We start from the raw sequence: 24946 nt of genomic DNA, 5'->3' as shown, positions 1-24946 counted from the left end.
CCCGCAGGTCGGTGACCTGAACCTGTGGAGCCTGCACGACCTGTCCGAGCGTTTCTATTCAGGCAAGACCCGCGCGTTGCACGGAACCCACGTGACGACGGGCGAGCGGCTGTGGTCCAGCTTTCCCCATCTGCGCCCCATGGCGACGATCGTGGCCGACACGCTGGACTGGTACGGCATCGACGAATATGGCGGGTCGGTGCATGACGTGATCGGAACGCGCTGCGACCCCTACACCGGCAATCTGCTGTCGGGCACGCAGTATCACCAGTGTTGCCATTCCAACCTGACCCGCGCGCTGGCCGACCATCTGGGCCTTTCGCTGGCCGAGGCCGAGCCGGCCGTGCACGACGTGCTGAACGTGTTCATGTGCACCGGCTTCACCCGCGATACCGGGCAGTATTTCATGAAGGCGTCGCCGGTGCGTCCGGGCGACTATCTGGAGTTTTTCGCCGAGATCGACCTGCTGGGCAACCTCAGCGCATGCCCGGGCGGGGATTGCTCGGCCGAGCATTCATCGGACACCGCCGCCTGTCATCCGCTGCTTGTCGAAGTGTTTGCGCCTGCCGAGGGGAGGTTGACCGGATGGCAAAGCCCGGCGCCCAATGGCTATGACCGCTCGCACGGGCGCTGAGGCCCGGGAATAGCCCCGGGCCGGTTGGCTTCAGGCGTTCGGGAAGGCGGCGTGCAGCGCAATTTCCACCATGTCGCCAAAGCTGCTCTGGCGCTCGGACGAGGGCAGGGCCTCGCCGGTCAGCAGGTGATCGGACACGGTCAGAACCGCCAGAGCACGGCATTTGTGCCGTGCGGCCAGGATATACAGCTCGGCGGCCTCCATCTCGACACCCAGGATGCCGTGGCGCACCATCTGCTCGTTCAGGTCGGGGCGTTCGTCATAGAACACGTCCGACGAGTAGATACCGCCGACATGCATCGGGGTTCCTTTCGCCTCGGCCGCCTGCACGGCCGCCTGCAACAGCGACCAGTCGGCGCAGGGCGCGAAGTTGATCTCTTTCATGATGCCCCGAGACGGCGTGCTGAGCGTCGTTGACGTCATCGCAATGATCACATCGCGCAGTTTGACGTTTTCCTGCATGCCACCGCACGAGCCGATGCGGATCAGGGTTTTCGCACCGTAGTCCCGGATCAGTTCATTGACGTAAATAGACAGCGAGGGCATTCCCATTCCGCTGCCTTGAATGGTGACCGGATTGCCTTTCCATTCGCCGGTGAATCCCAGCATTCCGCGCACATCGTTGATCTGGCGGACATTGCTCAGGAAAGTTTCCGCTGCCCATTTCGCGCGATAGGGGTCGCCGGGCAAAAGCACGGTTTCGGCAATTTCACCTTTTTCGGCGCCAATGTGAATTGTCATTTTGGTACAAAACCCTCATTCAGATTTCGAGATCGGTTATATCTGCTCCGGCTTTCAGCGCTTCGTGTACCCATTTCGGTTTGCGCCCGCGCCCCGTCCAAGTTTGCGAAGGGTCAGCCGGATTCCGGTATTTTGCCTTGGCTTTGCCGCTCTTTCCAGATCTGGACGCCTTCACCGTCAGGTCCGACAGCGAGAACCCATAAGCCGCCGCGGCCTGTTCAGCCGCTTTCAGGGCTTCTTCGCGCTCGCGGGCCTCGGCATTCTCCAAAGCCGTGTCGATTTGGCCGCGCAATTCCAGAAGTTCCTGACGCGACATTTTTTCAAGATTGATCGCCATTTTCCCCGTACCTGTCAATTTCGGTTGCGAATTGTCCGCACACGGTAAGGAGAACTTTCTTTGTTTTCTAATCTTTTTTACTGAAATCGAATAATAAGCGCGCTCATTTCTGTTTTATTCTGCGGCGATCGTTTTTGGATCTGCCAACGCCACGATGTCTCCCATGATCGCATTCAGTTCGAAATTCTTGGGAGTATAGACATTGGCAACACCCATCGATCTGAGGCGATCCGCGTCTTCGTCCGGGATGATGCCCCCGACGACAACGGGAATATCACCCAAGCCAGCTTCGCGCAGGCGTGTCATGACTTCCTGAACCAACGGCAGGTGACTGCCCGACAGGATCGACAGGCCGATCACATGAGCTTGCTGATCCATGGCCGACTTCACGATTTCCTCGGGGGTCAGGCGGATGCCGTCATAGGTGATGTCCATGCCGCAGTCGCGGGCGCGGAAGGCGATCTGCTCTGCACCGTTGGAATGGCCGTCCAGCCCCGGCTTGCCCACCAGGAATTTCAGGCGACGCCCCAGGCGGTCGCTGACCGCATCCACCGCCGCCCGCAGGTCGTCCAAGCCTTCGGTCTTGTTCGAGACCGACCCCGAAACGCCCGTCGGGCCACGATAGGTGCCAAAGACGCGCCGCATCTCTTCGGCCCATTCACCGGTGGTGACGCCGGCCTTGGCCGCGGCGATCGAGGGCTCCATGATGTTGGCGCCCGATTGCGCGGCGGCGCGCAGATCGGCCAGCGCCGCGCTCACGGCGGCGTCATCGCGGGCGGCACGCCAGTCGTTCAGGCGATCGATCTGTTCCTGTTCGACCGCCGGATCGACGACCATGATCCCGCCATCCTCGGTCTGCAGCGGCGAGGGCTCACCCTCGGTCCAGCGGTTCACGCCGACGACGATGGTCTCGTTGCGCTCGATCCGGTTGAGCCGCTCGGCGTTGGAATCCACCAGCCGCGATTTCATGTAGTCGATCGCCGCAACCGCACCGCCCATCGACTCCAGATTGGCCAGCTCGGCCCGGGCGCCCTGCTTCAGTTCCTCGACTTTGGCATCGACCACCGGGTTGCCGTCGAACAGGTCGTCATATTCCAGCAAGTCTGTCTCATAGGCCAGGATTTGTTGCATTCGCATCGACCATTGCTGGTCCCAGGGGCGCGGCAGGCCCAGTGCCTCGTTCCAGGCGGGCAATTGCACCGCCCGGGCGCGCGCCTTTTTCGACAGGGTCACGGCCAGCATCTCGATCAGGATTCGATAGACGTTGTTCTCGGGCTGCTGCTCGGTCAGGCCCAGCGAGTTGACCTGAACGCCATAGCGGAACCGGCGGAACTTGGGGTTTTCCACGCCATAACGTTGTTGCAGTATTTCATCCCAAAGGTCGACAAAGGCCCGCATCTTGCACATTTCGGTGACAAATCGGATGCCCGCATTCACGAAGAACGAGATGCGGCCGCACAGCGCCGGAAAATCCTCGGCCGGAACGCGGGGACGCAACTCGTCTAGGACCGCGATGGCGGTGGCCAGCGCATAGGCCAGCTCCTGCTCGGGCGTCGCGCCGGCCTCTTGCAGGTGATAGGAACACACGTTCATCGGGTTCCATTTCGGTACGTTCGAATAACAGTACTCGGCCACATCCGCGATCATCTTGAGCGAGGGCTTGGGTGGGCAGACATAAGTGCCGCGGCTGAGATACTCCTTGATCAGATCGTTCTGTACCGTGCCCTGCAGCTTGGACACATCGGCGCCCTGTTCCTCGGCCACCGCGATATACAGCGCCAGCAGCCAAGGGGCTGTGGCGTTGATCGTCATCGACGTGTTCATCTGCTCCAGCGGGATCTGATCGAACAAAACCCGCATGTCCCCCAGGTGGCAGACCGGCACCCCGACCTTGCCGACCTCGCCCCGGGCCAGGGTGTGATCACTGTCATAACCCGTCTGCGTCGGCAGATCGAAGGCAACCGACAAACCGGTCTGCCCTTTGGCCAGGTTGGACCGGTACAGCGCGTTCGAGGCTTTGGCCGTGGAATGACCGGCATAGGTTCGGATGAGCCAGGGGCGGTCTTTCTGCGTCTGCGTCATGGTCAGAGCCTCATGCGTCGATGGGTAACAATATTTCTCTCATGGGTTCTAAAGCGCAATTTTCAGCACATGTCAATTCGCTGCGTTGCGGCATGTACGGCGTGCTGCAGATTGTGACGGCGGCGGTTTGATGGCACTGTGCCGGCATGACGCAGACCGTTGAGCTACCGATTTGGCTGTTTGTTCTGATCGTGGTGTTTGCCGCGGTCACTTTTGCCTCGCATTTCCTGTTCCCGTCGGTGCGCTGGTTCTTTCGCCGCCGGCTTGAACGGGCTGTTGAACGGTTGAACCAGCGCCTGCAACGGCCAATCCAGCCGTTCAAACTGGCCGAGCGTCATGACATGATCCAACGCCTGATCTATGACCCGCAGGTTGGTCAGGCTGTTCAGCACCACGCCGAAGAACATGGTATCCCCGAAGCGGTCGCGTTCGAGCAGGCCCGGCGATACGCCCGAGAAATCGTCCCGTCGTTTTCGGCCTTCATGTATTTCAGCTTTGCCATTCGGTTGGCTCGATGGTTGAGCAACGCGTTCTACAATGTCCGCCTCAGCCACGAGGACGAGGCCGCATTGAAGGAGATCGATCCCAAAGCAACCGTGGTCTTTGTAATGAATCACCGGAGCAACATGGATTATGTTCTGGTGACCTATTTGGCCGCGCAACAGTCGGCGCTGTCCTATGCGGTGGGCGAGTGGGCACGGGTCTGGCCGCTCAGCCGGTTGATCCGCGCGATGGGAGCCTATTTCATCCGGCGCAAGTCCGGCAGCGAACTCTACCGGCAGGTTCTGGCCAGCTATGTGCGCTTGGCCACCAATGCCGGTGTCACGCAGGCGATGTTTCCTGAAGGTGGCCTAAGCCTGACCGGGGCGCTGGGCCGACCCAAGCTAGGGCTGCTGAAATACATCATCGACGGCACCAGCCCCGATGGGCGGGATGTGGTGTTCGTGCCGGTTGCGCTGAACTATGACAGGGTGCTGGAGGATACGATCCTGACCGCTGCCGCCCTGGGCAGCGAACGGCGGTTTCGCGCTCGGATCGGCGTGATCACAAGGTGGAGCCTGAAACAGGTATGGCGCCGTATCATCGGGCGCTACAAGCGGTTCGGCTTGGCCTCGGTTCGGTACGGCCTGCCCATTTCGCTGCAGGAGTTTCGCGAACAAGCTGGCCCGGACCTGATGACGGATCTGGCCCGAGAGCTGATGCGCCGGATTGGCCAGGCGATTCCTTTGGTACCAGCGCCCGCCGCGTGTTGGCTCGTTCGCGAGAACGGCACCATCTCCGAGTCTGACGTTCAGTCACGCATCGTCGAACTGATGCGGCGGGAAGGCGCGACGGACGAAGACCTGAAAGCTATTTCGCCAGCGATCGAACAACTGGTTGAACGGCGAATACTGAGCAGAAACAACGGTATGCTGTCGCCATCGGTCGAGCGGCTGGATCTGATGCAGTATTATGCCGCCTCAGCGCCCATCAGCGAAGACCCGGATGGTTCTGCGGCTGCAAAAGAAATTTCTGCGGCTGCTGGGTCATAAAATTTCAATAATGATCCGAAATGGGTTGCAAAATTACTCATGGGCCAATATTCCAGCCTATGAAGCGCGCGATTCTGCGTCGCGGCGAACATGTTTGACAGAGGAGGCCACAATGGCTTTGGACACCGACAGCGGCATCGCGTCCTACGAGGCACCGGAAAAAGACCTCTACGAAATGGGTGAAATCCCGCCGATGGGATATGTGCCGAAGAAGATGTATGCGTGGGCCATCCGTAAGGAGCGCCACGGTGAGCCCGACACTGCGATGCAGTTGGAGGTGGTCGATGTGCCCAAGCTGGACAGCCACGAAGTACTGGTTCTGGTGATGGCGGCGGGCGTCAACTACAACGGCGTTTGGGCCTCGCTCGGCAAACCGATCAGCCCCTTTGATGGCCACAAGGCCCCGTATCACATCGCGGGCTCGGATGCATCAGGCATCGTCTGGGCGGTGGGCGACAAGGTGAAACGCTGGAAGGTCGGCGACGAGGTCGTGATCCACTGCAACCAGGACGACGGCGACGACGAGGAATGCAACGGCGGTGACCCGATGTATTCACCCAGCCAGCGGATCTGGGGCTATGAAACGCCCGATGGGTCGTTTGCGCAATTCACCAACGTGCAGGCGCAGCAGCTGATGCCGCGCCCCAAGCATCTGACCTGGGAGGAAAGCGCCTGCTACACGCTGACGCTGGCCACTGCCTATCGGATGCTGTTCGGGCATGAACCGCATGACCTGAAGCCGGGCCAGAACGTTCTGGTCTGGGGCGCGTCGGGCGGTCTGGGCTCCTACGCGATCCAGCTGATCAACACGGCGGGCGCCAACGCAATCGGCGTGATCTCGGACGAAAGCAAGCGCGACTTCGTCATGGGGCTGGGCGCCAAGGGTGTCATCAACCGCAAGGATTTCAACTGTTGGGGTCAGTTGCCTACGGTCAACACACCCGAATACGCCGAATGGTTCAAGGAAGCCCGCAAATTCGGCAAGGCGATCTGGGACATCACTGGCAAGGGCGTGAATGTCGACATGGTGTTCGAGCACCCCGGCGAAGCCACCTTCCCGGTCTCGACCTTCGTCGTGAAGAAGGGCGGCATGGTGGTCATCTGCGCCGGCACCACCGGTTACAACCTGACCTTCGACGTGCGGTACATGTGGATGCACCAGAAACGCCTGCAGGGGTCGCATTTCGCGCATCTCAAGCAGGCCTCGGCGGCGAACCGACTGATGCTCGAACGGCGGCTTGATCCCTGCATGTCCGAGGTGTTCCCCTGGAACGAACTGCCCGAAGCCCACATGAAGATGATGCGCAACGAGCACAAGCCAGGAAACATGTCGGTTCTGGTTCAGGCGCCGCGCACCGGGCTACGCACCCTCGAGGAGGTCTTGGACGCCCGCGGTTGAGCGGGGCGTTGAAACGCATCAACGCCCGCGAATCGTTCCGGCGACTCGCGGGCGTTTTCTGTTTTGCAGCCCCTTCTTGAACTTCAGTCGCTTGGAGATTGCGGACCCGCCATTTTTGGGGAGTAGAAAGAAGCGAATATGCAACAAAATCACACACATGTTATGGTTGTGTTAACCCTTCGTTAACTGTTTCGGAGCGACCCTGATGGCGCAGAATGAGTGGATACTGGACGTACTGTCGGACCTCAACGCCTTCGCAGTTGCCAATGGGCTGACGGCTTTGGCCGAACAGCTTGATGACACGAAGCTGATTGCAGCGGCCGAGATTGCGTCCCTCGAGCGTGAGGCGCGGGCACCGTCGAATGGGAACGCAGGTCGATTTGAGTCAGGTCCTGGAGGACTTGGAAAACACCAGCACGCTTGACGAACTGGGCGCGGTTGCCGTCGGGCTTCGCGACAAGCTGAAAATCGATCACATCGTGTATCACTGGGTCGATGGCGGCGGCGAACAATATGGGTGCACGACCTATCCCGACGCCTGGGCCGAGCGCTATCAGGAGCGCAACTATCATCGCATCGATCCGGTCATTCTGGGCTGTTTCCAACGGTTCCAGCCGGTTGACTGGAAGGCGTTGGACTGGTCGGGCAAGGTCGCCAAGGCCTTTTTGAAGGATGCATTGGCGCACGGGGTCGGCAATCAAGGTTACTCGATACCTATCCGCGGCCCGAATGGCCAGTTTGCCCTCTTTACCGTGAACCATTCATGTACGGATGACGCGTGGCAGGCCTTCATCGGCGCATATGGCCGCGAACTGATCCTGATCGCGCATTACTTCAACCGAAAGGCGCTGGAATTCGAGCGGTCCCGGCAACCGGATTCGCCCCGTTCGCTGTCGCCGCGCGAGATTGATGCCATGACACTTTTGGCCCTTGGCTACAGTCGGGCGCAGGTCGCCCATTCCCTGTCGATTTCCGAACACACGCTGCGGGTCTATATCGAAAGCGCGCGGGCCAAGCTGGGGGCGTTGAACACCACGCACGCCATCGCAAAAGCCCTGAGCCGGGGATTAATAGTGGTTTAAGGGCCGCGCGCCCCAAACACAGTAAATTAACCATGGCTTTGTACCCCCTTCGTTCCAGCACTGGACGACAAGGGGAAAAGTCATGCTGCGTTATTTATACGCTGACGAACTTCATAAATTTCCGAAATTGGCCGAGGGGATGTTTCGCGACCGCGCCGATCAATTCAAGACCCGCCTGGGGTGGGACGTTCACGTCAACGAAAAAGGCGAGGAGCGGGACCAGTATGATGATCTGAACCCGCTGTATGTGATCTGGGAGGAGCCGGATGGCAGCCATGGCGGGTCCATGCGAATTCTGCCGACGACGGGCTCGGTCATGGTGAATGACGTGTTTGGACATCTGACCGGAGGTCGGCCGATTTGCAGCCCCCTGATCTGGGAAGTGACCCGATTCTGCCTGTCGCGCGGGGCCAGCCCGCACACGGCCGGTGCCATCATGCTGAGCGGCGGCGAAGTGATGGAGGGCTTTGGCCTGACCCACATCGCGGGGGTCTTTGATGCGCGCATGATTCGCATCTATCGCCTGATCGGGTCGTCTCCGATCGTGCTGGGCTCGGAGGGAACTGGGCGCGACCAGATCTCGGTCGGACTGTGGCCCTATTCGGCCGAGGACTGCAACCGTGTGGCCGAGCGGGCGGGCATCCCGCGCGAGCTGTCGCGGCTGTGGTTCCGAACAGCCTTTGGGTCCACCGCGCGGCATCGGTTCGCACTGTCTGCCTGACGTTGGATTCCGCATCTGGCGCAGACTGGCGCGGCCTTGTAGGGTCGCGCCATGTCTCTGCCCAAGGTCACATTTTCCGAAGACCAGGCCGCCGCCTTCGACAGCATCGCCCAGATGCTGAAAACCGCAGGCGTGGACCTGGAAGACGATGCGCTGCTCAAGCTGCCCGGCCAAGGCGAGTCGGGGGTGATGGCGGTGATCGGCAAGGCCGGGTCGGGCAAAACCCTGCTGTTGGCCGAACTTTACAAGGCGCTGGCCGAGACCGGAGTTCAGATCGTCTCGGGCGACTATGAAAGCCGCAAATCGAAGGACAAGCGCAGCCTTGCCATTCTGGCCCCGACCAACAAGGCCGCCAGCGTGTTGCGGTTGCGCGGTGTTCCGGCCACCACCATTCACCGGATTCTGTACACGCCGGTCTATGATCCGGAATACGAGCGGATCGCCGAATGGCTGGCGGGCAACGACGACCGCCCCGAGATTGAAGGCCTGACCGACGAGGCGCTGGACCGCGCCGCCGCGTTTTACGCCAACAACAAGTCCATCCCCGGTGCTCTGGCCGCCGCCGGCCTGCGCGGGTCGGATTTCATCACCGGCTGGAAACGGCGCGACGAGCCGCTGGATATCGGGTTCGTCGATGAAGCCTCGATGCTGGATGACCGGCAGTTCGAGGATCTCAAGGAGATCTTTCCCACTCTGCTGCTGTTCGGCGATCCGGCGCAGTTGGCGCCGGTGAACCAGTCCGGGTCGATGGTGTTCGATGCTTTGCCGGAACCTCGCAAGCTGATCCTGCACCGGGTGCACCGGCAAGAGGCCGACAACCCCATTCTGGACCTGGCCCATGCGCTGGCCGATCCGGCGATGGGGTTCGAGGATTTCGAACGCCTTGTCGAGCAGACCGCCCGCACGGATGACCGCGTGGTCTGGGGCCAGCGGGTCGAGGTCGACCTGATGGCCCGCAGCCCGGTTCTGGTCTGGCGGAACGCGACGCGTATCCGGCTGATCCAGGCCTTCCGCCAGGTGCATGGGGCCCCCGAGACCGAGCTGTTGGAAGGCGAACCGTTGATTTGCGATGGGATCGAGCTGCCGCTGAAGCACCGCAAGAAGCGGCTCGACCTCGAGGCGCGCGGGCTGATCAAGGGCGCGCAGGTGATCTATCTGGGACCGGGGCGCAAGCCGGGGTTCTCGCGGCTGCATGTCATGGGGGCCGAGGACCCGCAGGTGAGCGCCGCTTCGATCGTGCAGATCGAAAAACCGGACGAGGAAGAGCCCTTCATCCCCTTTGCCGCGCGCATGGGGGCCACGTTTCTGCATGGGGCCGCCGTGACGATCCACAAGGCGCAGGGCTCGCAGTGGGACACGGTGCAGGTCTTTGCCCCTGACCTTTACGCCGCCGCCCGGATGGGCCGGACTGAGGCCGGGCAACCCCTTTGGAAACGGCTGGCCTATGTGGCCATCACCCGGGCGCAAGAGCGGCTGATCTGGGTGGTGCGCAATCGGCTTTCGAAGCCGAGCCACCCGTTGCAGGTTGACGACCTGCGCGCGGTCCCGGCCGCAAAACTTACGCTGGAGGCGGAGGAGACATGAAGACGATCATCGTAACCGGTGCCAGCTCGGGGATCGGGCGAGCCACCGCCGAACTGTTTCTGGATCAGGGCTGGAAGGTCGGCCTGCTGGCGCGTAGTGCGGACAAGCTGAACCAGATGGCCGCCGCGCGCGAAAACGCTATTCCGCTGGTGGCCGACGTGACGGACCCCCAAGCGGTGTCGGCAGCATTCGATGCGTTTGAGGTGCAGGCCGGACGGTTGGATGTTCTGTTCAACAACGCCGGCATTTTTGCGCCCGCCGGAACGATCGACGAGATCGCGCTGGACGACTGGTATCAGAGCGTCAACGTGAATCTGAATGGGATGTTTCTGTGCGCCCGCGCCGCGTTCGATGCGATGCGGCGGCAGAGCCCGCAAGGTGGACGCATCATCAACAACGGCTCGATCGCGGCGCATGTGCCGCGTCCGAACTCGGTGCATTATACCGCTACCAAACATGCCATAACCGGTTTGACGCGCAGCCTGTCCTTGGACGGGCGGGCCTTCGGCATTGCCTGCGGTCAGATCGACATCGGAAACGCGCGTACCCCGATGGTGCAGGGTCTGGTTGAACGGGCCATTGCCGAAGGGCGCGAGCCGGACCCGACGATGGCGGTCGAGGATGCGGCGCGGTCGGTTCTGCACATGGCCAGCTTGCCGCCCGAGGCGAATGTTCAGTTCATGACCGTCATGGCGACCACGATGCCCTACATCGGCCGCGGCTAGGCCTCAACTTTCACGCAGCAGCCGGAAGGCCGTGGATGCGCCCCATCCCGCCGCGATGGCGATCACCAGCGACATCAGCCCGTACCAGACAGGCTGCTGGCGGGACATGTTGTACAGGAACCGCTCCAGCCCCACCTTGCGCACGTCGATGGTGGTTTCGAATTCCGAAATCACCTGACCGCCGCGCATCAGGAAGATGCGGGTCAGATAGTCGCCTTCGGTCAGGTCAGCGGGCATGTCGATCGAGGTGCGGAACAGTGTCTGTTCATCCACGGCAACGGTGTTTTCACGAATCGAATACAGGCCCTCATCCTCGCGGATTCTGACGACCGCCTCGGCAAAGTCCTGCGCCTGCCGGATATGCATCGCGGCCCCGACCGAGCGGATCGCGCGCTTGATCGAGATCCGATAGCGCAGGTCCTCGGTGTCGCTGATGATCTCGTTGAACGGGGCGCTGGTCGCCACGGCATAAAAGCTGGGCGCGGAATCGACCAGGACGCTGTCGGTGTTGACCCAGATGCCGAATTTCTTTTCCTTCCGGCGGACCATGACCGGTTCGGACGGGCCGGCCACGGCCACGATCACCTCCAGCGGTGGCCCGTCGGGAATGGGCGCCTCGCGCTTGACGGCGCCGAAAATCAGAATTTCGGAACCGTCGAAATCGGCGGTGATGGCAACCCGGTCCTGGCTGAGGCCTAGAACGACCTGTTCCTGCGCTGCCGCGGCGGGCAGGGACAGCAACACCATGGCTAGAATCCAGCGCAACACGTCAGTGCCCTCCGTCGGTGCCGAGCGAATAGAGCTCGGCTGGTTGGAGAAGCAGATCCAGTGCCAGTTTGGCGCAGACCGCGAGAACAAGCGCTGCCAACAGCACGCGCAACTGTTCGGCGGGCATGCGTGATCCGATGACGGTGCCGATTTGCGCGCCGATCACACCTCCGACCAGCAGCAGCACCGCCAGCACGATATCCACGGTATAGTTCGTGGTGGCATGCAACATTGTGGTGAAGGCGGTGACGAAGATGATCTGAAACAGCGATGTCCCTACGACCACCTTGGTCGGCATGCCCAGCAGATAGATCATTGCAGGCACCATGATGAAGCCACCGCCGACCCCCATGATGGCCGACAGTACGCCGACGCACAGACCCACCAGAACCGGCGGGATCACCGAAATATAAAGGCCCGAAGTCCGGAACCGCATCTTGAAGGGCAGGGCATGGATCCATCCGCGCTGACGGCGTTTGGCCACCGGCCCTCCGGCCCGGCGGGATTTGCGCAGCGCGTTCAGGCTTTCGATGAACATCAGGCCGCCTACGACGCCCAAGAATACCACGTAACAAAGCTTGACCAGCAGATCGACCTGGCCGAGGCTTTTGAGGTAGTTGAACACCACGACACCCAGCGCGGCCCCTAACAGGCCGCCCACCAGCAGAACGCAGCCCATTTTCAGATCGACAGTCTTTCGTCGGAAATGCGCCAGCACCCCCGAGAATGATGACGCCACGATCTGGTTGGCCTCGGTGGCGACCGCGACGGCCGGCGGGATGCCGATGAAAAACAGCAGCGGGGTCATCAGAAAGCCTCCGCCGACCCCGAACATGCCCGACAGGATGCCCACCATTCCGCCCAGCCCCAACAGAAGAAAGGCATTTACGGAGACTTCGGCAATGGGAAGGTAAATATACATGCTGTCAACACGCTCCTGAATCTGCGGGGGCAGGGCTGAACGCGGGGGCCGGAGACAGTGCAGGCCCAAGCCCAGTGGATTCTCGGGGCGGTCGTGAGTGAGTGTCGAAGCGGTGCCGGACCATAAGTTCTATCCAAGAAATTCAGACAGGTTGTAGTGTTCGACCGGATCGATGGTCAGGTCCAGCCCAACCTTGGCGGCGACGATCATGACCATCACCGCCAGAAGGATGCGCAGCTGCTCGGACTTCAGGCGGGCGCCCAGACCGGTTCCGAACTGGGCGCCGACGACGCCTCCGATCAACAGGAAAAGGGCAAGGATGATATCGACGCTGAAATTGGTCGAGGCATGGATCATCGTCGTGAAGCCGGCGACGAAGATGATCTGGAATAGAGAAGTCCCGATTACGACCTTGGTCGGCATCCCCAGGATATAGATCATGGCCGGCACCATGATGAACCCACCGCCCACGCCCATGACGGCCGACAAGACCCCGACGCCAAAGCCCACCATCACCGGCGGGATGATCGAGAGATAAAGGTTCGAGGCCCTGAACCGGGTCTTGAACGGCATGCCATGAATCCATCCGCGCCGATGGCGGCCCGCGGAAACGGTACCGCCTGCCTGCCGAGCCCGACGGATGGAAAGCACGCTTTCAACGAACATCATGCTGCCGATCAGGCCCAGGAACACCACATAGCAAAGCTGGACCGCCAGATCGACCTGTCCCAGATGCTTGAGGGCGTTGAAAGCGATCTTTCCGATCGTGGCGCCCAGCAGGCCGCCGCCCAGCAGAATCGATCCTATCTTCAGATCGACGGTGCGTCTTTTCAGATGGGCCAGTAGACCCAAAAACGAAGATGCCACCACCTGATTGGCCGAGGTCGCCACGGCGACGGCCGACGGAATGCCGATCAGGAACAACAGCGGGGTTATCAGGAAGCCGCCGCCCACGCCGAACATTCCCGACAGGAATCCGACCGTGATTCCGGTCCCCAGCAAAAGGAAGGGGCTCACGGACACTTCGGCGATGGGAAGGTAGACGTGCATACCCCTTTAGAGCGGTTGCGGCATGCAAAATCAACTCTGCATGCCGCTGTGCAGCGAACAGGACTGCCAATCAGTCCCGAACTGGCCTTATCGCTCCTTGATGTACGGCTCGCCCCCTGCCTTCGGCGGAATGGCCTTGCCGACGAAACCGGCCAGGATCACGACCGTTAGGATATAGGGCAGCGCGTCCATGGCCTGCACCGGGATCACGATGCCTCCCAGATCGATATTCTGGAACCGCAGCGCCACCGCCTGCAGCAGCCCGAACAGCAGGCAGGCCCACATGGCGTGCCATGGGCGCCACTTGGCGAAGATCAGGGCTGCCAGTGCGATAAACCCGCGGCCGGCGGTCATGTCCTTGACAAAACCGGCCTGCAACCCGGTTGCCAGATAGGCCCCGGCGATCCCGCACAGAACACCGCAGATGGCCACGGCGGCATAGCGCAGGCCGACCACCGAAACCCCTGCGGTATCAACGGCGGCGGGGTTTTCCCCGACCGCGCGCAGCCGCAGCCCAAAACGGGTGCGGAACAGCACCCACCACGTGGCAGGAACCATCAGAAACGCCACATATACAAGAATCGAATGGCCCGACAGCAGTTCGGAGTAGATGGGCCCGATGATCGGGACGCCACCCAGCGACTCGGCAAAGGGGAATGTGATCGGTTCGAACCGGCCGCCTCCGAACAGCGAGGGCGTGCGGCCGCCCTGCTGGAACCAGTCCTGTGCGATCAGCACGGTCAGGCCTGCCGCCAGAAAGTTGATCGCCACGCCCGAAATCAGTTGATTGCCGCGGAAGGTGATCGAGGCCAGCCCGTGCAGGGCCGACAACACCAGCGACGCTGCGATCCCGGCCAGCAGGCCCAGCCAGACCGATCCGGTGACGGCCGCAACCGCCGCCGAGAAGAACGCAGCCATCAGCATCTTGCCCTCGAGGCCGATGTCGAAAATGCCCGCGCGTTCCGAATACAGCCCTGCCAGACAGGCCAGCAGCAGCGGCGTGGCCAAGCGGACGGTCGAATCCAGAACTTGAATCAGTGTCAGGAAGGAGTCCATTAGTTCGCCTCCTTGCGCAGGGCCAGGAACAGCTTTTCAAGCGGCATGCGCACCATGTTGTCCAGCGCCCCAGTGAACAGGATCACCAGCGCCTGGATCACCACGATCAGTTCGCGCGGGATCGAGGTCCACAGCGCCAGTTCCGCGCCGCCCTGGTACAGAAAGCCGAACAGGATGGCCGCCAGGAACACGCCGAACGGGTGCGAACGGCCCATCAGGGCCACGGCGATGCCGATGAAGCCTGCGCCCTCGGTCGAGTTCAGAACCAGCCGCTCGGCCTCGCCCATGACGTTGTTGATCGCCATCAGACCCGCCAAAGCGCCCGAGATCAGCATCGCCACGATGGTGATGCGCACCGGCGAGATACCGGCATAGACCGCACCGGTCTCCGAATGCCCATAGGCCCGGATTTCATAGCCCAGACGGGTGCGCCAGATCAGCGCCCAGACCACGACACAGGCCAACAGCGCCACGATCAGCGAAATGTTGGCCGGGGCGGCCTTGGAGAAGTTGATTCCTATCGGTGCCAGCATCTCGTGCAGCGTGGGCAGATGTACCGCCTCGGCAAAGCGGGCGGTTGCCGGGTCTTGCGAACCGGCTGGCCGCATCACGTTGACCAGCATGTAGTTCAGCAGTGCCGCAGCGATGAAGTTGAACATGATCGTGGTGATCACGATATGGCTTCCGCGCTTGGCCTGCAGATAGGCCGGAATCGCCGCCCAGGCCGCCCCGAACAGCATCGCGGCGGCCATGGCCGCCAGCAGGGCGATGCTCCAGTGCGGCCACGGCACATACAGGCAAACCATGGCGACGCCCAGTCCGCCCAACATTGCCTGGCCTTCGCCGCCGATGTTGAACAGACGCGCGTGGAATGCCACCGCGACCGCCAGACCGGTGAACATGAAGTTGGTGGCATAATACAGGGTGTAGCCCCAGCCATAGGTCGACCCAAGCGCGCCGGTGACCATCAGGTTCACCGCCTCGACCGGGTTTTCGCCGATGGCCAGAATGACCAGGGTCGACAGGATAGCGGCCAGGATCAGACTGATCAGCGGGATCAGAATGACGTCGGCCCATTTTGGCATCTTGTCCATGTTACGCGGCCTCCCCCGCAACACCGGCCATCAACAGGCCCAGTTCTTTTTCATCCGTTTCATGGGGCAGGCGCTCGCCCATGATATGCCCGTCGAACATCACGGCAATCCGGTCAGACAGAGAGAAAATCTCTTCCAGTTCGACCGAGACCAGCAGGATCGCCTTACCTTGGTCGCGCAGGGCGACGATCTGCTTGTGAATGAACTCGATCGCCCCGATGTCCACACCGCGGGTCGGCTGACCCACCAGCAGCAGGTCGGGGTTTCGCTCGATTTCGCGCGCCACGACGATCTTCTGCTGGTTCCCGCCCGAGAAATTCTTGGCCGACAGCCAGCCATTCGGCGGACGCACGTCGAATTTCTCGATCTTGCGTTCGGTGTCGGCGCGCAGGGCGGCGTTGTCCATGAAGATCCCGCGCTGATAGGCCGGGTCGCGGTGATAGCCGAACGCCACGTTTTCCCAGGCGTGGAAATCCATGATCAAGCCTTCCCGCTGCCGGTCCTCGGGCACATGGGCGATGCCCTGGGAGCGGCGCGCTTGCCCGTCCGACCCTGGCCCGCTCAACGCCAGAGGAACGCCGTTCATCCTGATCGTCCCCGATCCGGGGCGCATTCCGCCCAACACCTCGAGCAGCTCGGACTGCCCGTTTCCGGCGACGCCCGCGATGCCTACGATCTCGCCCGCGCGAACCGTCAGGTCGATGCCCTTGACGCGCTCGACACCGGTTGAATCCGTCACCCGCAGGTTCTCGATTTCCAGAATGGGCTTGCCGGGTTTGGCCGGCACCTTGTCGACGCGCAGCAGAACCTTGCGCCCGACCATCAGCTCGGCCAGCTCCTCGGGGTTGGTCTCGGCGGTCTTGACCGTGGCGGTCATTTGGCCGCGGCGCATCACCGACACCGTATCGGTGGCCTCCATGATCTCGCGCAGCTTGTGGGTAATCAGGATGATGGTCTTCCCTTCGGCGCGCAGCCGATCGAGGATGCGAAACAGCTGGTCGGCCTCGGCCGGGGTCAGCACCCCGGTGGGTTCGTCCAAAATCAGGATCTCCGCCTTGCGATACAGCGCCTTGAGGATCTCAACCCGCTGCTGCATGCCCACGCCGATCTCGTCGATGCGCTTGTCGGGGTCTACGAACAGCTCGTATTCCTGCTCGAGCTCTTTCAGTTCTTTGCGGGCCTTGGCCAGCGAGGGGGCCAGCAGCCCGCCATCTTCGGCGCCCAGAACGATGTTTTCCAGAACGGTGAAATTTTCAACCAGCTTGAAATGCTGAAAGACCATGCCGATACCCGCGGCGATCGCGGCCTGGCTGTCGGGGATGTCGGTCTTTTTGCCGTTGATCCAGATTTCACCTTTGTCGGCCTTGTAGAAGCCGTAAAGAATGCTCATCAGCGTGGATTTGCCCGCACCGTTTTCACCGATGATCCCGTGGATCGTGCCGGGGGCGACGCTGATCGAGATGTCCTTGTTCGCTTGAACTGGCCCAAAGGCTTTGGAAATCCCTTTGAGCTCGATGGCGGGGACTGTCATGTCTTGTCCTCGATTGCCGAAAAAGCTGCGCTGAACTCGCGATCATCGGGTCGTTGCGAAACAGCGGCATGAGTGGATGCGGGACGGGAGGCCCTCCCCCGCCCCGTGCGATATCAGAACTGCAGTGCCGGGCAGCTGTCGTTCTCGTAGTAGCTGACGACGGTGACATTGCCGTCGATGATGTCGCGGCGCGCCTTCTCAACGGCGGCCATCATCTCGTCGGTCACCAGCGGCGCGTTGTTCTCGTCCATGGCCACGCCCACGCCGTCTTCGGCCAGACCCATGGTGAACACGCCGGTTTCGACGTCCTCGCCTGCTTTCATGGCGTCATACACGGCGACGTCCACGCGCTTGAGCATCGAGGTCAGAACCTTGCCCGGGTGCAGGTGGTTCTGGTTGCTGTCTACGCCGATCGACAGGATGCCTTCGTCTGCAGCGGTCTGCAGGACACCCACGCCAGTGCCGCCGGCCGCGGCATAGATGACGTCAGCGCCTTGGCTGATCTGCGCCTTGGTCAGCTCCGAGCCCTTCACCGGGTCGTTCCATGCGGCCGGGGTGGTGCCGGTCATGTTGGCGACGACGTTGATATCGGGGTTCACCGATTTGGCGCCCTGGGCGTAGCCGCACCCGAAATGACGGATCAGCGGGATATCCATACCGCCGATGAAGCCAACGGTGCCGTTTTTCGAGGCCATGGCCGCCAGGATGCCTACCAGGTACGAACCTTCATGCTCGGCAAAACCGATCTGGCGGATATTGGGCGCGTCCAGCCAGGTTACGTCAACAGCGACGAACTTGGTGTCCGGGTAATCGGGCGCGACAGCGGCCAGCGGATCGGCCATGGCAAAGCCCATGGTGATGATCGGGTTGGAACCAGCTTCGGCAAAACGGCGCAAGGCCTGTTCGCGCTGCGCTTCCGACTGCAGCTCGATTTCACGGAAGGATTTGCCGGTCTGGTCGGCCCAGCGCTTGGCGCCGTTATAGGCCGCTTCGTTGAACGATTTGTCGAACTTGCCGCCAAGATCGAAGATGATTGCCGGTTCGGCGATGGCTGCGCCTGCCGTCAGTGCAAAGGCGGCGGCTGCGCCCATCAAGGATTTCATCAGGGTCATCATATACTCCCGTTGTTTATTATGACTTCGGGACCGGGTCTTACGCCCAGCCCCGCTCAGAGCGAGCAGAACTGCTGTGATAGCGGCAATTAAGGCCGTCTGAAACTGACATGGTCAACCGCTTTTTGACCAATTGGTCTCGGAATCGCTCGGCTTTCGTCAGGGCAGCGTGCGCTCCATCACAATTGCATCGACATTGTTCGCCCCGGGACGCCTGTAATAGGCCCGGCGCAGACCGCAGGGCGCATAACCGCAACTTTGATAGAGTGCAATGGCCGGAATGTTGTCGGCCGCGACGTCCAGAACGGCGCGGCACGCGCCCAGAGCGCTGGCGCGCGTCTGCCAGCCCTGCATGAGCGCCCGCGCCAGTCCCTGCCTCTGGCGGTCGGGATGGGTTGCAATGGTCAGCAGCTCGGCCTCGTCGCCAATGACTCGGAACAGGGCAAAAGCAGATTTGTTTCCGAGCACATGCGTGAAACGGCCTGCAGTCAGATCGGCAAACTCCGACGCGGTCCAGGGGCGCGACTGGGTAAAGGCCGCGGCATGGGTTTCGGCCATCTCCTGTGGCGTCATGGATCCAGTAGGACCGGCGGCGCGTCGCGCGACGGCGCGGCATCGGCCGGGCGCAGATACAACGGCGCGGGCGGTGTTTGCGGCAGGGTCCGGCGTTGCGCGGCGATGCGCGCGATCGCGCAGGCCAGCTGCTCCGGGTCGTCGTTGGTAAACAGCGGCCCCAGTGATTCTGCCTGATCCCGAGGCAGAACTTGCGGTGCGGCTCCCGGCTTCTGCAAATAGACCTGGTCCCGCGGGGCGGGGATGGCCGGAATGTGGCCCGAAGGGGCCAGCGCAGCCAGGGCTTCGAGGCCCGACACCCCGACTGCGGGTTTGTTCAGGCCCAGCGCCAGACCACGCGCGGCCGAGACCGAGATGCGGATGCCGGTGAAGTTTCCTGGCCCGGTTCCGACGCCGATCGCGTCCAGCCCGGACCAGTCCAGCCCGGCCTCGGTCAGGATGTCCTGCAGCAAGGGCATCAATCGCTCGGCCTGACCGCGGGCCATGGGTTCGGCACGGCTGGCGATGATGTCCGGGCCGCAAATCAAAGCGGCCGCGCAATGCGCGGCCGATGTGTCAAAGGCCAGAACCTTGGGCTCAGACGGCAACGGGGCGAACCTCGGTCACTTCGGGAATGTAGTGGCGCAGCAGGTTCTCGATCCCCATCTTCAGAGTCAGGGTCGACGACGGACAGCCTGCGCAGGCCCCCTGCATGTGCAGGTAGACAACGCCACGATCAAATCCGTGGAACGTGATGTCGCCACCGTCCTGCGCCACGGCGGGGCGGACACGGCTGTCAAGCAGTTCCTTGATTTGATTGACGATTTCCGAATCTTCGCCGGTGTGTTCCGCGTGACCCGAGGCCGCATCCGCCCCGGCCCCCATGACCGGCTGGCCGGATTGGTAATGCTCCATGACCGCGCCCAGGATCGCGGGTTTGATGTGGTCCCACTGAACGTCGTCATCCTTGGTGACGGTCACGAAGTCGTTGCCGAAGAACACACCCGTTACGCCCTTTACCGCAAAGATGCGTTTGGCCAGCGGCGAGTTTTCGGCGGCCTCGGCCGTCGGGAAATCCGCGGTGCCCGCCTCGAGCACGGTCTGGCCGGGCAGGAATTTCAGAGTTGCCGGGTTCGGCGTGGATTCGGTCTGGATGAACATGGCGGCGCTCCGTATCGCTTGCGTCTGATATGCGCGCCGGGCGCGGGGAAGTCAAGATTTGGAACGATTCTAATCCAGGGCTGCATGCTCGATCGCCATGTCCAGGCGGTCGTCACCCCAGAACAGGTCCGAGCCGGCCACGAAGCTGGGCGCGCCGAACAGGCCCAATGCCTTGGCGCGGTCGACCTGTTCGAACAGGGCGGCCTTGATGGCCGGATCTGACAGCTGGTCCAGCATCTCGGGTGCGGCGCCTGCCTGGGACAGCGCATCCTGCAGGACTGTGTCGTCGGATATGTTGCGGCCATCTCCGAATTCGGCCGAGAAGACGGCCCGCGCGAACGCGGCCCGTGGGCCGGAGTCTGGAAGCGCCAGCGCCAGGCGCGCCGCTTTCAAGCTGTTCTGCGGAAACGGGTCCGGACGGGTCAGCGGCAGGCCGCGCAAGGCGCACAGCCGCTCCATGTCGCGCCACATGTACCGGCCTTTGGTCGGGTAGATGTTGAAAGGCGAGGTGGTCCAGCCCTGTTCGGCAAAAATGGGACCCAGCAGAAATGGCTGCCATTCCACGCGCACCCCGCGCCGCGCCGCCTCCCGTTCTACGCGCATGGCGCTTAGGTAAGAATAGGTCGAGGCGAAATCGAACCAGAAGTGCAGGGTGGCGGGCATCAGGTGATCTCTTCGAGCTTCTCTTTGCTCAGGTCGCCCGGCACGATGGTGATCGGAATCGGCAAGCCGCCGGCGTTGCGGGTCAGTTGTGTGACCAGCGGCCCGGGCCCCTTCTTGCCCGTGCCGGCCCCCAGAACCAGAACCCCGATTTCCGGGTCCGAGCGGATATGTTCGATGATCTGGGCCACCGGCTCGCCTTCGCGGATCGCCAGTTCGGGTTCGATCCCCTGCTTGTCGCGCATCCATTTCGCGAAGACCTCGAAATGGGCGTGGATGCGTTCGCGGGCCTCTTCGCGCATCACTTCGGACACGCCGATCCAGTGATTGAACTCATCCGGCGGAATGACCGACAGGATGGTCACGCCGCCGCCCGTATGCGCCGCCCGCATGGCAGCAAAGCGCATGGCATTCAGGCATTCGCGGCTGTCATCCAGAACTACAAGGAACTTGCGCATGACTGTCCTCTCAAGATTTTGGCGATCATGCCCCAGCCTTCGCAGTCTGGCAACTCGGTCGGGCCGATTACCGGGCGCTTGCGGCCCAGTCCCAGTACAAGGATCGCACCCGGCGCGTGACGGGGCCGACTTGGTACTGGGTGTCGTCAAAGGCCGTCACCGGCGTGACCTTGTTCATGTTGCCGGACATGAACACCTCGTCCGCCGCACGGAAATCGTCGAAGGACAGCACCGTTTCATGCACGGTCACCCCGTCGCGGCGCAGGTTGTCGATGTGCCGCGCGCGGGTGATGCCGGCAAGGAAGGTGCCGTTGGGAATGGGGGTAAAGACCTCGCCATCCCTGACCATGAAGATGTTGGCGGTTGCAGTTTCGGCCACGTTGCCAAGGGCATCGGCCACCAGCGCGTTGGAAAACCCCTTGGAGCGGGCCTCGGTCAGCATGCGCGCGTTGTTCGGGTACAGACACCCGGCCTTGGCGTTGACCACCGCGTTTTCCAGAACCGGACGGCGGAACCGCGTGGTGGTCAGGGTGGCCGAGGCGGTTTCGGGGGCCATCGGGATCTCCTCCAGGCAGATCGCGAACCCGGTACTTCCGGCCTGCGGCACGATCGCGGTCGCGTCGCCGTCGATGCCCCAGTACATTGGGCGGATGTACACCGCGGCATCCTTGGGATAGGTCGCCAGCCCTTCCTGGACCAGCTCGACCATCCGTTCCGTGGACACTGTTGGGGTCAGCATCAGCGCCTCGGCCGAGCGGTTCACCCGGTCGCAATGCGCCGCCAGATCGGGCGCCATTCCGTCAAAATAGCGCGCGCCGTCAAACACCGATGATCCCAGCCAGGCCCCGTGGTCCGCGGCCCGCATGATCGGGGCATCGCCATCGTGCCATGTTCCATCGAAATAGGTGCGGATATTCTTGCCGACTGCCATTGTGCCCTCCGTCAATTCCGCCGAACCGTAGGAGCGCGCGCGCCCGAGGTCCAGCAGATTATCCGGCCGACGATGGCAACACGTCGCGCTTGACCATCGCGCGCAGGGCGAAGTTGGAGCGTAGGTTGCGGATGCCCGGAATCTGCATCAGCCGGTTCTCCAGAAACGCGTCGAAGGCGGTCAGGTCACGCGCCACGACGCGCAGCAGGATGTCGCGCGAGCCGGTCATGAGGTAACACTCCATCACCTCGTCACAGCGCAGGATGGCGCGTTCGAATGCGTCGATGGCGTTGCGGTCCTGTTTCTCCAGTTCGACAGACACGAAAATCGTGACGCCAAAGCCCAACTTCTCGGGGTCGACCTGCGCCGAATATCCGGTGATCACCCCGTCGCGGCGCAGGCGCTCCAGGCGTCGCGCGCAGGGTGTGGGCGACAGGCCCACCTTTTCAGCCAGGTCCAGAACGGTCATGCGCCCGTCCTGTTGTAGCGCGCGCACGATCTTGCGGTCGATCTGGTCCATGGAGAAAATCCCTAAAATAGTCGGCTTAGATTATTATTATCGCCAAGAGGTATGTTCTGACCAGCATCTATTGGCGAAAATCGCTCGGTCCGATGTGGCAAGCTCCATCTGTCTTTCCGGAGGAGCAAAATGGAAATAACCACGATTGACGCGCCAGATCACGAGCGTGTGGTCGAATTCAAAGACGCCGCTAGCGGGCTTTCGGGTTTTGTGGCGATCCATTCCACGCAATTGGGGCCTGCAGCGGGCGGCGTGCGGATGCGCACCTATGGTCACCCGTCCGAGGCGCTGGACGATGCGCTGCGCCTGTCGCGGGGCATGACCTACAAGAACGCAGCGGCCGATCTGCCGCTGGGCGGGGGCAAGGCCGTTATCATCGGCGACCCGAGCGCGGACAAGACGCCCCGGCTGTTGCAGGCCTTCGGGCGCGTTGTGCAAAGCCTTGGTGGCCGGTACTGGACGGCCGAGGACATGGGGATGACCCCGGCCGACATGGCCCAGATCGGCACCGAAACCGAATATGTCGCCGGTCTGCCCGATGGCCCGTTCGCCAGCGGCGACCCGTCGCCCATCACCGCCCGCGGGATCTTCAACGCCATCCGCGTGACTGCGCGGCATCGGTTCGGGTCCGACGACCTGAGCGGCAAGACCATCTCGGTGCAAGGGCTGGGCCATGTGGGCGAACACCTGTGTGCGCTGCTGAATGACGCAGGGGCGAAACTGGTGATTACCGACATCGATGCGGGCCAGACTACCCGGCTGGCGGACCGGTTCGCGGCGCAGGCCGTTGCGCCTGATGCGGTCTATGCGGCCGAGGCGGATATTTTCGCGCCCTGCGCGATCGGCGGCATCCTGAACGAAACCAGCATTCCGCTGCTGAAGGTCGGCGCAGTGGCCGGAGGGGCTAACAATCAGCTGGCAACCGATGTCGACGCGCAGCGACTGCATGACCGCGGCATCCTCTACGCCCCGGATTTCGTGGCCAATGGCGGCGGGATCGTGAACGTGGCGACCGAAATCCTGAAGATCAAGGACCGCGAAGCTTGGGTCGGTCAGCGGCTCGAGGCGTTGGAGCGGACGATGGACCGCATCCTGACCCGCGCCAAGGTGGATGGCGTCAGCCCCCATGCGGTGGCCGAATCCATCGTCGAGGAAAAACTTCACCCGCAGGCTGCCTGATCTGCAACGAAAAACGCCGCCCCGGATCCGGGGCGGCGCTGCTGTTTCCATCTGGTTCTCAGGCGCGGCCGGCGCCCACCATCCCCACGATTTCGTAGGTGCGGCTGAGGATCGGAGCCGCGATCTCCCGCGCCCGTTCCGCGCCACGGTCCAGGATCCTGTCGATCTCGGCCTGATCGCCCATCAGCCGCGCCATTTCGGTCGAGATCGGCGACAGCTTTGCGACCGCAAGATCGGCCAGCATCGGCTTGAATTCACCAAACTGCTTGCCACCGACCTCGGCCAGAACCTGCTCGACCGTCTGATCGCTGAGCGCGGCATAGATGTTGACCAGGTTGCGCGCCTCGGGGCGGCCTTCCAGCCCGTCCACGTCCGAGGGCAGGGCGTCGGGGTCGGTCTTGGCCTTGCGGATCTTCTTGGCGATGGTGTCGGCATCGTCGGTCATGTTGATCCGACTCATGTCGGACGGATCCGACTTGGACATCTTCTTGGCCCCGTCGCGCAGGCTCATCACGCGCGTCGCCGCGCCCTCGATCACCGGCTCGGTGATCGGGAAGAAATCGACGCCATAGTCGTGGTTGAACTTGATGGCGATGTCGCGGGTCAGTTCAAGGTGCTGTTTCTGGTCGTCGCCCACCGGCACATGGGTCGCGTGATAGACCAGAATGTCAGCGGCCATCAGCGAGGGATAGGCGAACAGACCCAGAGAAGCGTTCTGCTGGTTTTTGCCAGCCTTGTCCTTCCACTGAGTCATGCGCTGCATCCAGCCCATGCGCGCGACACAGTTGAAGATCCAGGCCAGTTGCGCGTGCTCGGGCACCTGGGACTGGTTGAACAGGATCGACTGTTCCGGGTCGATGCCGGCGGCGATGAAGCCCGCGCACAGCTCGCGCGTGGAATGCGCCAGTTCCTTGGGATCCTGCCAGACGGTGATCGCGTGAAGATCGACCATGCAGTACACGGTCTCCATCTCCGGCCCCTGCATGTCCACAAAACGCTTGAGCGCACCAAGGTAGTTGCCAAGATGCAGGTTTCCCGAGGGCTGAATGCCGGAAAACACGCGCGGCGTGAACTTGGTCTCGGTCATGGAAGGGAACTCCCGTCTGGAAAAATAA

General features: G+C 62.2%; 27 protein-coding genes. 9 read left to right on the top strand and 18 right to left on the bottom strand.

All coding sequences use genetic code 11. From position 1 onward, the window contains the following. Positions 1–634, top strand: a 634-nt coding sequence (locus AC2FM3_RS12240; RefSeq protein WP_496682138.1) for an urea carboxylase-associated family protein, incomplete at its 5' end; no start/stop codon positions are given. Positions 635–664: 30 nt separating this feature from the next. Here AC2FM3_RS12240 and deoD read toward each other — a convergent pair. The 3 genes from deoD to AC2FM3_RS12225 all read right to left on the bottom strand — a co-directional run bounded on the left by deoD (position 665) and on the right by AC2FM3_RS12225 (position 3794). Next, positions 665–1375: a purine-nucleoside phosphorylase gene (gene deoD / locus AC2FM3_RS12235; RefSeq protein WP_496682136.1), complete on the bottom strand. Its 711-nt coding sequence runs from the start codon at positions 1373–1375 to the stop codon at positions 665–667. 19 nt (positions 1376–1394) lie between these two features. Next, entirely contained in the window at positions 1395–1712 is a 318-nt protein-coding gene (locus AC2FM3_RS12230; protein WP_496682133.1) for an H-NS histone family protein, read from the bottom strand. A 114-nt stretch (positions 1713–1826) separates the two neighbouring features. Then, the gene (locus AC2FM3_RS12225) at positions 1827–3794 is read right to left on the bottom strand and encodes a protein meaA (protein WP_496682131.1); all 1968 of its coding nucleotides are present in this window, start codon (positions 3792–3794) and stop codon (positions 1827–1829) included. A gap of 146 nt (positions 3795–3940) precedes the next feature. Here AC2FM3_RS12225 and AC2FM3_RS12220 point away from each other — a divergent pair, with 146 nt between their 5' ends. The 7 genes from AC2FM3_RS12220 (at position 3941) to AC2FM3_RS12190 (ending at position 10837) form a co-directional block, all read left to right on the top strand. Next, positions 3941–5326, top strand: coding sequence for a 1-acyl-sn-glycerol-3-phosphate acyltransferase (locus AC2FM3_RS12220; protein ID WP_496682130.1), 1386 nt, complete (start codon positions 3941–3943; stop codon positions 5324–5326). 112 nt (positions 5327–5438) lie between these two features. Beyond that, positions 5439–6725 carry a crotonyl-CoA carboxylase/reductase gene (gene ccrA, locus AC2FM3_RS12215; RefSeq protein WP_496682128.1) on the top strand — a complete coding sequence of 429 codons (1287 nt, stop codon included), beginning with the start codon at positions 5439–5441 and terminating at the stop codon, positions 6723–6725. A 205-nt stretch (positions 6726–6930) separates the two neighbouring features. Further along, positions 6931–7149 carry a hypothetical protein gene (locus AC2FM3_RS12210; protein WP_496682143.1) on the top strand — a complete coding sequence of 73 codons (219 nt, stop codon included), beginning with the start codon at positions 6931–6933 and terminating at the stop codon, positions 7147–7149. Continuing rightward, positions 7088–7807 (top strand): helix-turn-helix transcriptional regulator, encoded by a 720-nt coding sequence (locus tag AC2FM3_RS12205; RefSeq protein WP_496682127.1) that lies wholly within the window; start codon positions 7088–7090, stop codon positions 7805–7807. The genes AC2FM3_RS12210 and AC2FM3_RS12205 overlap by 62 nt, the downstream gene beginning before the upstream one ends. Positions 7808–7889: 82 nt before the next feature. After that, positions 7890–8528 (top strand): acyl-homoserine-lactone synthase, encoded by a 639-nt coding sequence (locus AC2FM3_RS12200; RefSeq protein ID WP_496682126.1) that lies wholly within the window; start codon positions 7890–7892, stop codon positions 8526–8528. Positions 8529–8579: 51 nt separating this feature from the next. Continuing rightward, a complete protein-coding gene (locus AC2FM3_RS12195; RefSeq protein WP_496682124.1) occupies positions 8580–10112 on the top strand; it encodes an ATP-dependent DNA helicase in 1533 nt (510 codons plus the stop codon). Continuing rightward, positions 10109–10837, top strand: a complete 729-nt coding sequence (locus AC2FM3_RS12190; protein WP_496682122.1) for an SDR family oxidoreductase — start codon at positions 10109–10111, stop codon at positions 10835–10837. Before AC2FM3_RS12195 ends, AC2FM3_RS12190 begins: the two co-directional genes overlap by 4 nt. Before the next feature lie 3 nt (positions 10838–10840). On the opposite strand, the gene AC2FM3_RS12185 is transcribed toward AC2FM3_RS12190, so the two are convergent. The 14 genes from AC2FM3_RS12185 to AC2FM3_RS12120 all read right to left on the bottom strand — a co-directional run bounded on the left by AC2FM3_RS12185 (position 10841) and on the right by AC2FM3_RS12120 (position 22652). After that, a complete protein-coding gene (locus AC2FM3_RS12185) occupies positions 10841–11584 on the bottom strand; it encodes a TIGR02186 family protein (RefSeq protein WP_496682141.1) in 744 nt (247 codons plus the stop codon). 22 nt (positions 11585–11606) lie between these two features. Continuing rightward, positions 11607–12527, bottom strand: a complete 921-nt coding sequence (locus tag AC2FM3_RS12180; RefSeq protein WP_496682119.1) for a sulfite exporter TauE/SafE family protein — start codon at positions 12525–12527, stop codon at positions 11607–11609. A gap of 129 nt (positions 12528–12656) precedes the next feature. Next, the gene (locus AC2FM3_RS12175) at positions 12657–13577 is read right to left on the bottom strand and encodes a sulfite exporter TauE/SafE family protein (protein WP_496682117.1); all 921 of its coding nucleotides are present in this window, start codon (positions 13575–13577) and stop codon (positions 12657–12659) included. Between the two features lie 87 nt (positions 13578–13664). Beyond that, entirely contained in the window at positions 13665–14633 is a 969-nt protein-coding gene (locus AC2FM3_RS12170; protein WP_496682116.1) for an ABC transporter permease, read from the bottom strand. Beyond that, positions 14633–15727, bottom strand: coding sequence for an ABC transporter permease (locus AC2FM3_RS12165; RefSeq protein ID WP_496682113.1), 1095 nt, complete (start codon positions 15725–15727; stop codon positions 14633–14635). The genes AC2FM3_RS12170 and AC2FM3_RS12165 overlap by 1 nt, the downstream gene beginning before the upstream one ends. A 1-nt stretch (position 15728) precedes the next feature. Then, the gene (locus tag AC2FM3_RS12160; RefSeq protein WP_496682111.1) at positions 15729–17258 is read right to left on the bottom strand and encodes an ABC transporter ATP-binding protein; all 1530 of its coding nucleotides are present in this window, start codon (positions 17256–17258) and stop codon (positions 15729–15731) included. A gap of 113 nt (positions 17259–17371) precedes the next feature. Beyond that, the gene (locus AC2FM3_RS12155; RefSeq protein WP_496682109.1) at positions 17372–18370 is read right to left on the bottom strand and encodes a BMP family lipoprotein; all 999 of its coding nucleotides are present in this window, start codon (positions 18368–18370) and stop codon (positions 17372–17374) included. 159 nt (positions 18371–18529) lie between these two features. Next, complete coding sequence (locus tag AC2FM3_RS12150) at positions 18530–18943, bottom strand: GNAT family N-acetyltransferase (protein WP_496682108.1); 414 nt, start codon at positions 18941–18943, stop codon at positions 18530–18532. Then, positions 18940–19530 carry a tRNA (adenosine(37)-N6)-threonylcarbamoyltransferase complex dimerization subunit type 1 TsaB gene (gene tsaB / locus AC2FM3_RS12145; RefSeq protein ID WP_496682106.1) on the bottom strand — a complete coding sequence of 197 codons (591 nt, stop codon included), beginning with the start codon at positions 19528–19530 and terminating at the stop codon, positions 18940–18942. The genes AC2FM3_RS12150 and tsaB overlap by 4 nt, the downstream gene beginning before the upstream one ends. Further along, entirely contained in the window at positions 19520–20083 is a 564-nt protein-coding gene (locus AC2FM3_RS12140) for a NifU family protein (RefSeq protein WP_496682105.1), read from the bottom strand. Before AC2FM3_RS12140 ends, tsaB begins: the two co-directional genes overlap by 11 nt. A gap of 69 nt (positions 20084–20152) precedes the next feature. Then, positions 20153–20746 carry a 2-hydroxychromene-2-carboxylate isomerase gene (locus tag AC2FM3_RS12135; RefSeq protein ID WP_496682103.1) on the bottom strand — a complete coding sequence of 198 codons (594 nt, stop codon included), beginning with the start codon at positions 20744–20746 and terminating at the stop codon, positions 20153–20155. Beyond that, the gene (locus AC2FM3_RS12130; RefSeq protein ID WP_005978853.1) at positions 20746–21201 is read right to left on the bottom strand and encodes a universal stress protein; all 456 of its coding nucleotides are present in this window, start codon (positions 21199–21201) and stop codon (positions 20746–20748) included. The genes AC2FM3_RS12135 and AC2FM3_RS12130 overlap by 1 nt, the downstream gene beginning before the upstream one ends. 67 nt (positions 21202–21268) lie before the next feature. After that, the gene (locus tag AC2FM3_RS12125; protein WP_496682101.1) at positions 21269–22132 is read right to left on the bottom strand and encodes a branched-chain amino acid aminotransferase; all 864 of its coding nucleotides are present in this window, start codon (positions 22130–22132) and stop codon (positions 21269–21271) included. 58 nt (positions 22133–22190) lie between these two features. Next, positions 22191–22652, bottom strand: coding sequence for an Lrp/AsnC family transcriptional regulator (locus AC2FM3_RS12120; protein ID WP_496682099.1), 462 nt, complete (start codon positions 22650–22652; stop codon positions 22191–22193). A 129-nt stretch (positions 22653–22781) separates the two neighbouring features. Here AC2FM3_RS12120 and AC2FM3_RS12115 point away from each other — a divergent pair, with 129 nt between their 5' ends. Beyond that, positions 22782–23831 (top strand): Glu/Leu/Phe/Val family dehydrogenase, encoded by a 1050-nt coding sequence (locus tag AC2FM3_RS12115; protein WP_496682097.1) that lies wholly within the window; start codon positions 22782–22784, stop codon positions 23829–23831. 58 nt (positions 23832–23889) lie between these two features. Here the strand turns inward: AC2FM3_RS12115 and trpS are convergent, their stop codons facing one another. Next, entirely contained in the window at positions 23890–24918 is a 1029-nt protein-coding gene (gene trpS, locus AC2FM3_RS12110; protein ID WP_490359977.1) for a tryptophan--tRNA ligase, read from the bottom strand. Between the last annotated feature and the right edge of the window lie 28 nt (positions 24919–24946).

The organism is Ruegeria sp. BHSB172 (genome assembly GCF_059613165.1).
Note: the sequence above shows the minus strand (reverse complement) of the source record. Positions and strands in the feature narration are given on the sequence as shown.

Coding starts and splice junctions, on each gene's coding strand:
- deoD (WP_496682136.1), bottom strand. CDS start 1,375: ATGACAATTCACATTGGCGCCGAAAAAGGTGAAATTGCCGAAACCGTG.
- AC2FM3_RS12230 (WP_496682133.1), bottom strand. CDS start 1,712: ATGGCGATCAATCTTGAAAAAATGTCGCGTCAGGAACTTCTGGAATTG.
- AC2FM3_RS12225 (WP_496682131.1), bottom strand. CDS start 3,794: ATGACGCAGACGCAGAAAGACCGCCCCTGGCTCATCCGAACCTATGCC.
- AC2FM3_RS12220 (WP_496682130.1), top strand. CDS start 3,941: ATGACGCAGACCGTTGAGCTACCGATTTGGCTGTTTGTTCTGATCGTG.
- ccrA (WP_496682128.1), top strand. CDS start 5,439: ATGGCTTTGGACACCGACAGCGGCATCGCGTCCTACGAGGCACCGGAA.
- AC2FM3_RS12210 (WP_496682143.1), top strand. CDS start 6,931: ATGGCGCAGAATGAGTGGATACTGGACGTACTGTCGGACCTCAACGCC.
- AC2FM3_RS12205 (WP_496682127.1), top strand. CDS start 7,088: ATGGGAACGCAGGTCGATTTGAGTCAGGTCCTGGAGGACTTGGAAAAC.
- AC2FM3_RS12200 (WP_496682126.1), top strand. CDS start 7,890: ATGCTGCGTTATTTATACGCTGACGAACTTCATAAATTTCCGAAATTG.
- AC2FM3_RS12195 (WP_496682124.1), top strand. CDS start 8,580: ATGTCTCTGCCCAAGGTCACATTTTCCGAAGACCAGGCCGCCGCCTTC.
- AC2FM3_RS12190 (WP_496682122.1), top strand. CDS start 10,109: ATGAAGACGATCATCGTAACCGGTGCCAGCTCGGGGATCGGGCGAGCC.
- AC2FM3_RS12185 (WP_496682141.1), bottom strand. CDS start 11,584: ATGGTGTTGCTGTCCCTGCCCGCCGCGGCAGCGCAGGAACAGGTCGTT.
- AC2FM3_RS12180 (WP_496682119.1), bottom strand. CDS start 12,527: ATGTATATTTACCTTCCCATTGCCGAAGTCTCCGTAAATGCCTTTCTT.
- AC2FM3_RS12175 (WP_496682117.1), bottom strand. CDS start 13,577: ATGCACGTCTACCTTCCCATCGCCGAAGTGTCCGTGAGCCCCTTCCTT.
- AC2FM3_RS12170 (WP_496682116.1), bottom strand. CDS start 14,633: ATGGACTCCTTCCTGACACTGATTCAAGTTCTGGATTCGACCGTCCGC.
- AC2FM3_RS12165 (WP_496682113.1), bottom strand. CDS start 15,727: ATGGACAAGATGCCAAAATGGGCCGACGTCATTCTGATCCCGCTGATC.
- AC2FM3_RS12160 (WP_496682111.1), bottom strand. CDS start 17,258: ATGACAGTCCCCGCCATCGAGCTCAAAGGGATTTCCAAAGCCTTTGGG.
- AC2FM3_RS12155 (WP_496682109.1), bottom strand. CDS start 18,370: ATGACCCTGATGAAATCCTTGATGGGCGCAGCCGCCGCCTTTGCACTG.
- AC2FM3_RS12150 (WP_496682108.1), bottom strand. CDS start 18,943: ATGACGCCACAGGAGATGGCCGAAACCCATGCCGCGGCCTTTACCCAG.
- AC2FM3_RS12140 (WP_496682105.1), bottom strand. CDS start 20,083: ATGTTCATCCAGACCGAATCCACGCCGAACCCGGCAACTCTGAAATTC.
- AC2FM3_RS12135 (WP_496682103.1), bottom strand. CDS start 20,746: ATGCCCGCCACCCTGCACTTCTGGTTCGATTTCGCCTCGACCTATTCT.
- AC2FM3_RS12130 (WP_005978853.1), bottom strand. CDS start 21,201: ATGCGCAAGTTCCTTGTAGTTCTGGATGACAGCCGCGAATGCCTGAAT.
- AC2FM3_RS12125 (WP_496682101.1), bottom strand. CDS start 22,132: ATGGCAGTCGGCAAGAATATCCGCACCTATTTCGATGGAACATGGCAC.
- AC2FM3_RS12120 (WP_496682099.1), bottom strand. CDS start 22,652: ATGGACCAGATCGACCGCAAGATCGTGCGCGCGCTACAACAGGACGGG.
- AC2FM3_RS12115 (WP_496682097.1), top strand. CDS start 22,782: ATGGAAATAACCACGATTGACGCGCCAGATCACGAGCGTGTGGTCGAA.
- trpS (WP_490359977.1), bottom strand. CDS start 24,918: ATGACCGAGACCAAGTTCACGCCGCGCGTGTTTTCCGGCATTCAGCCC.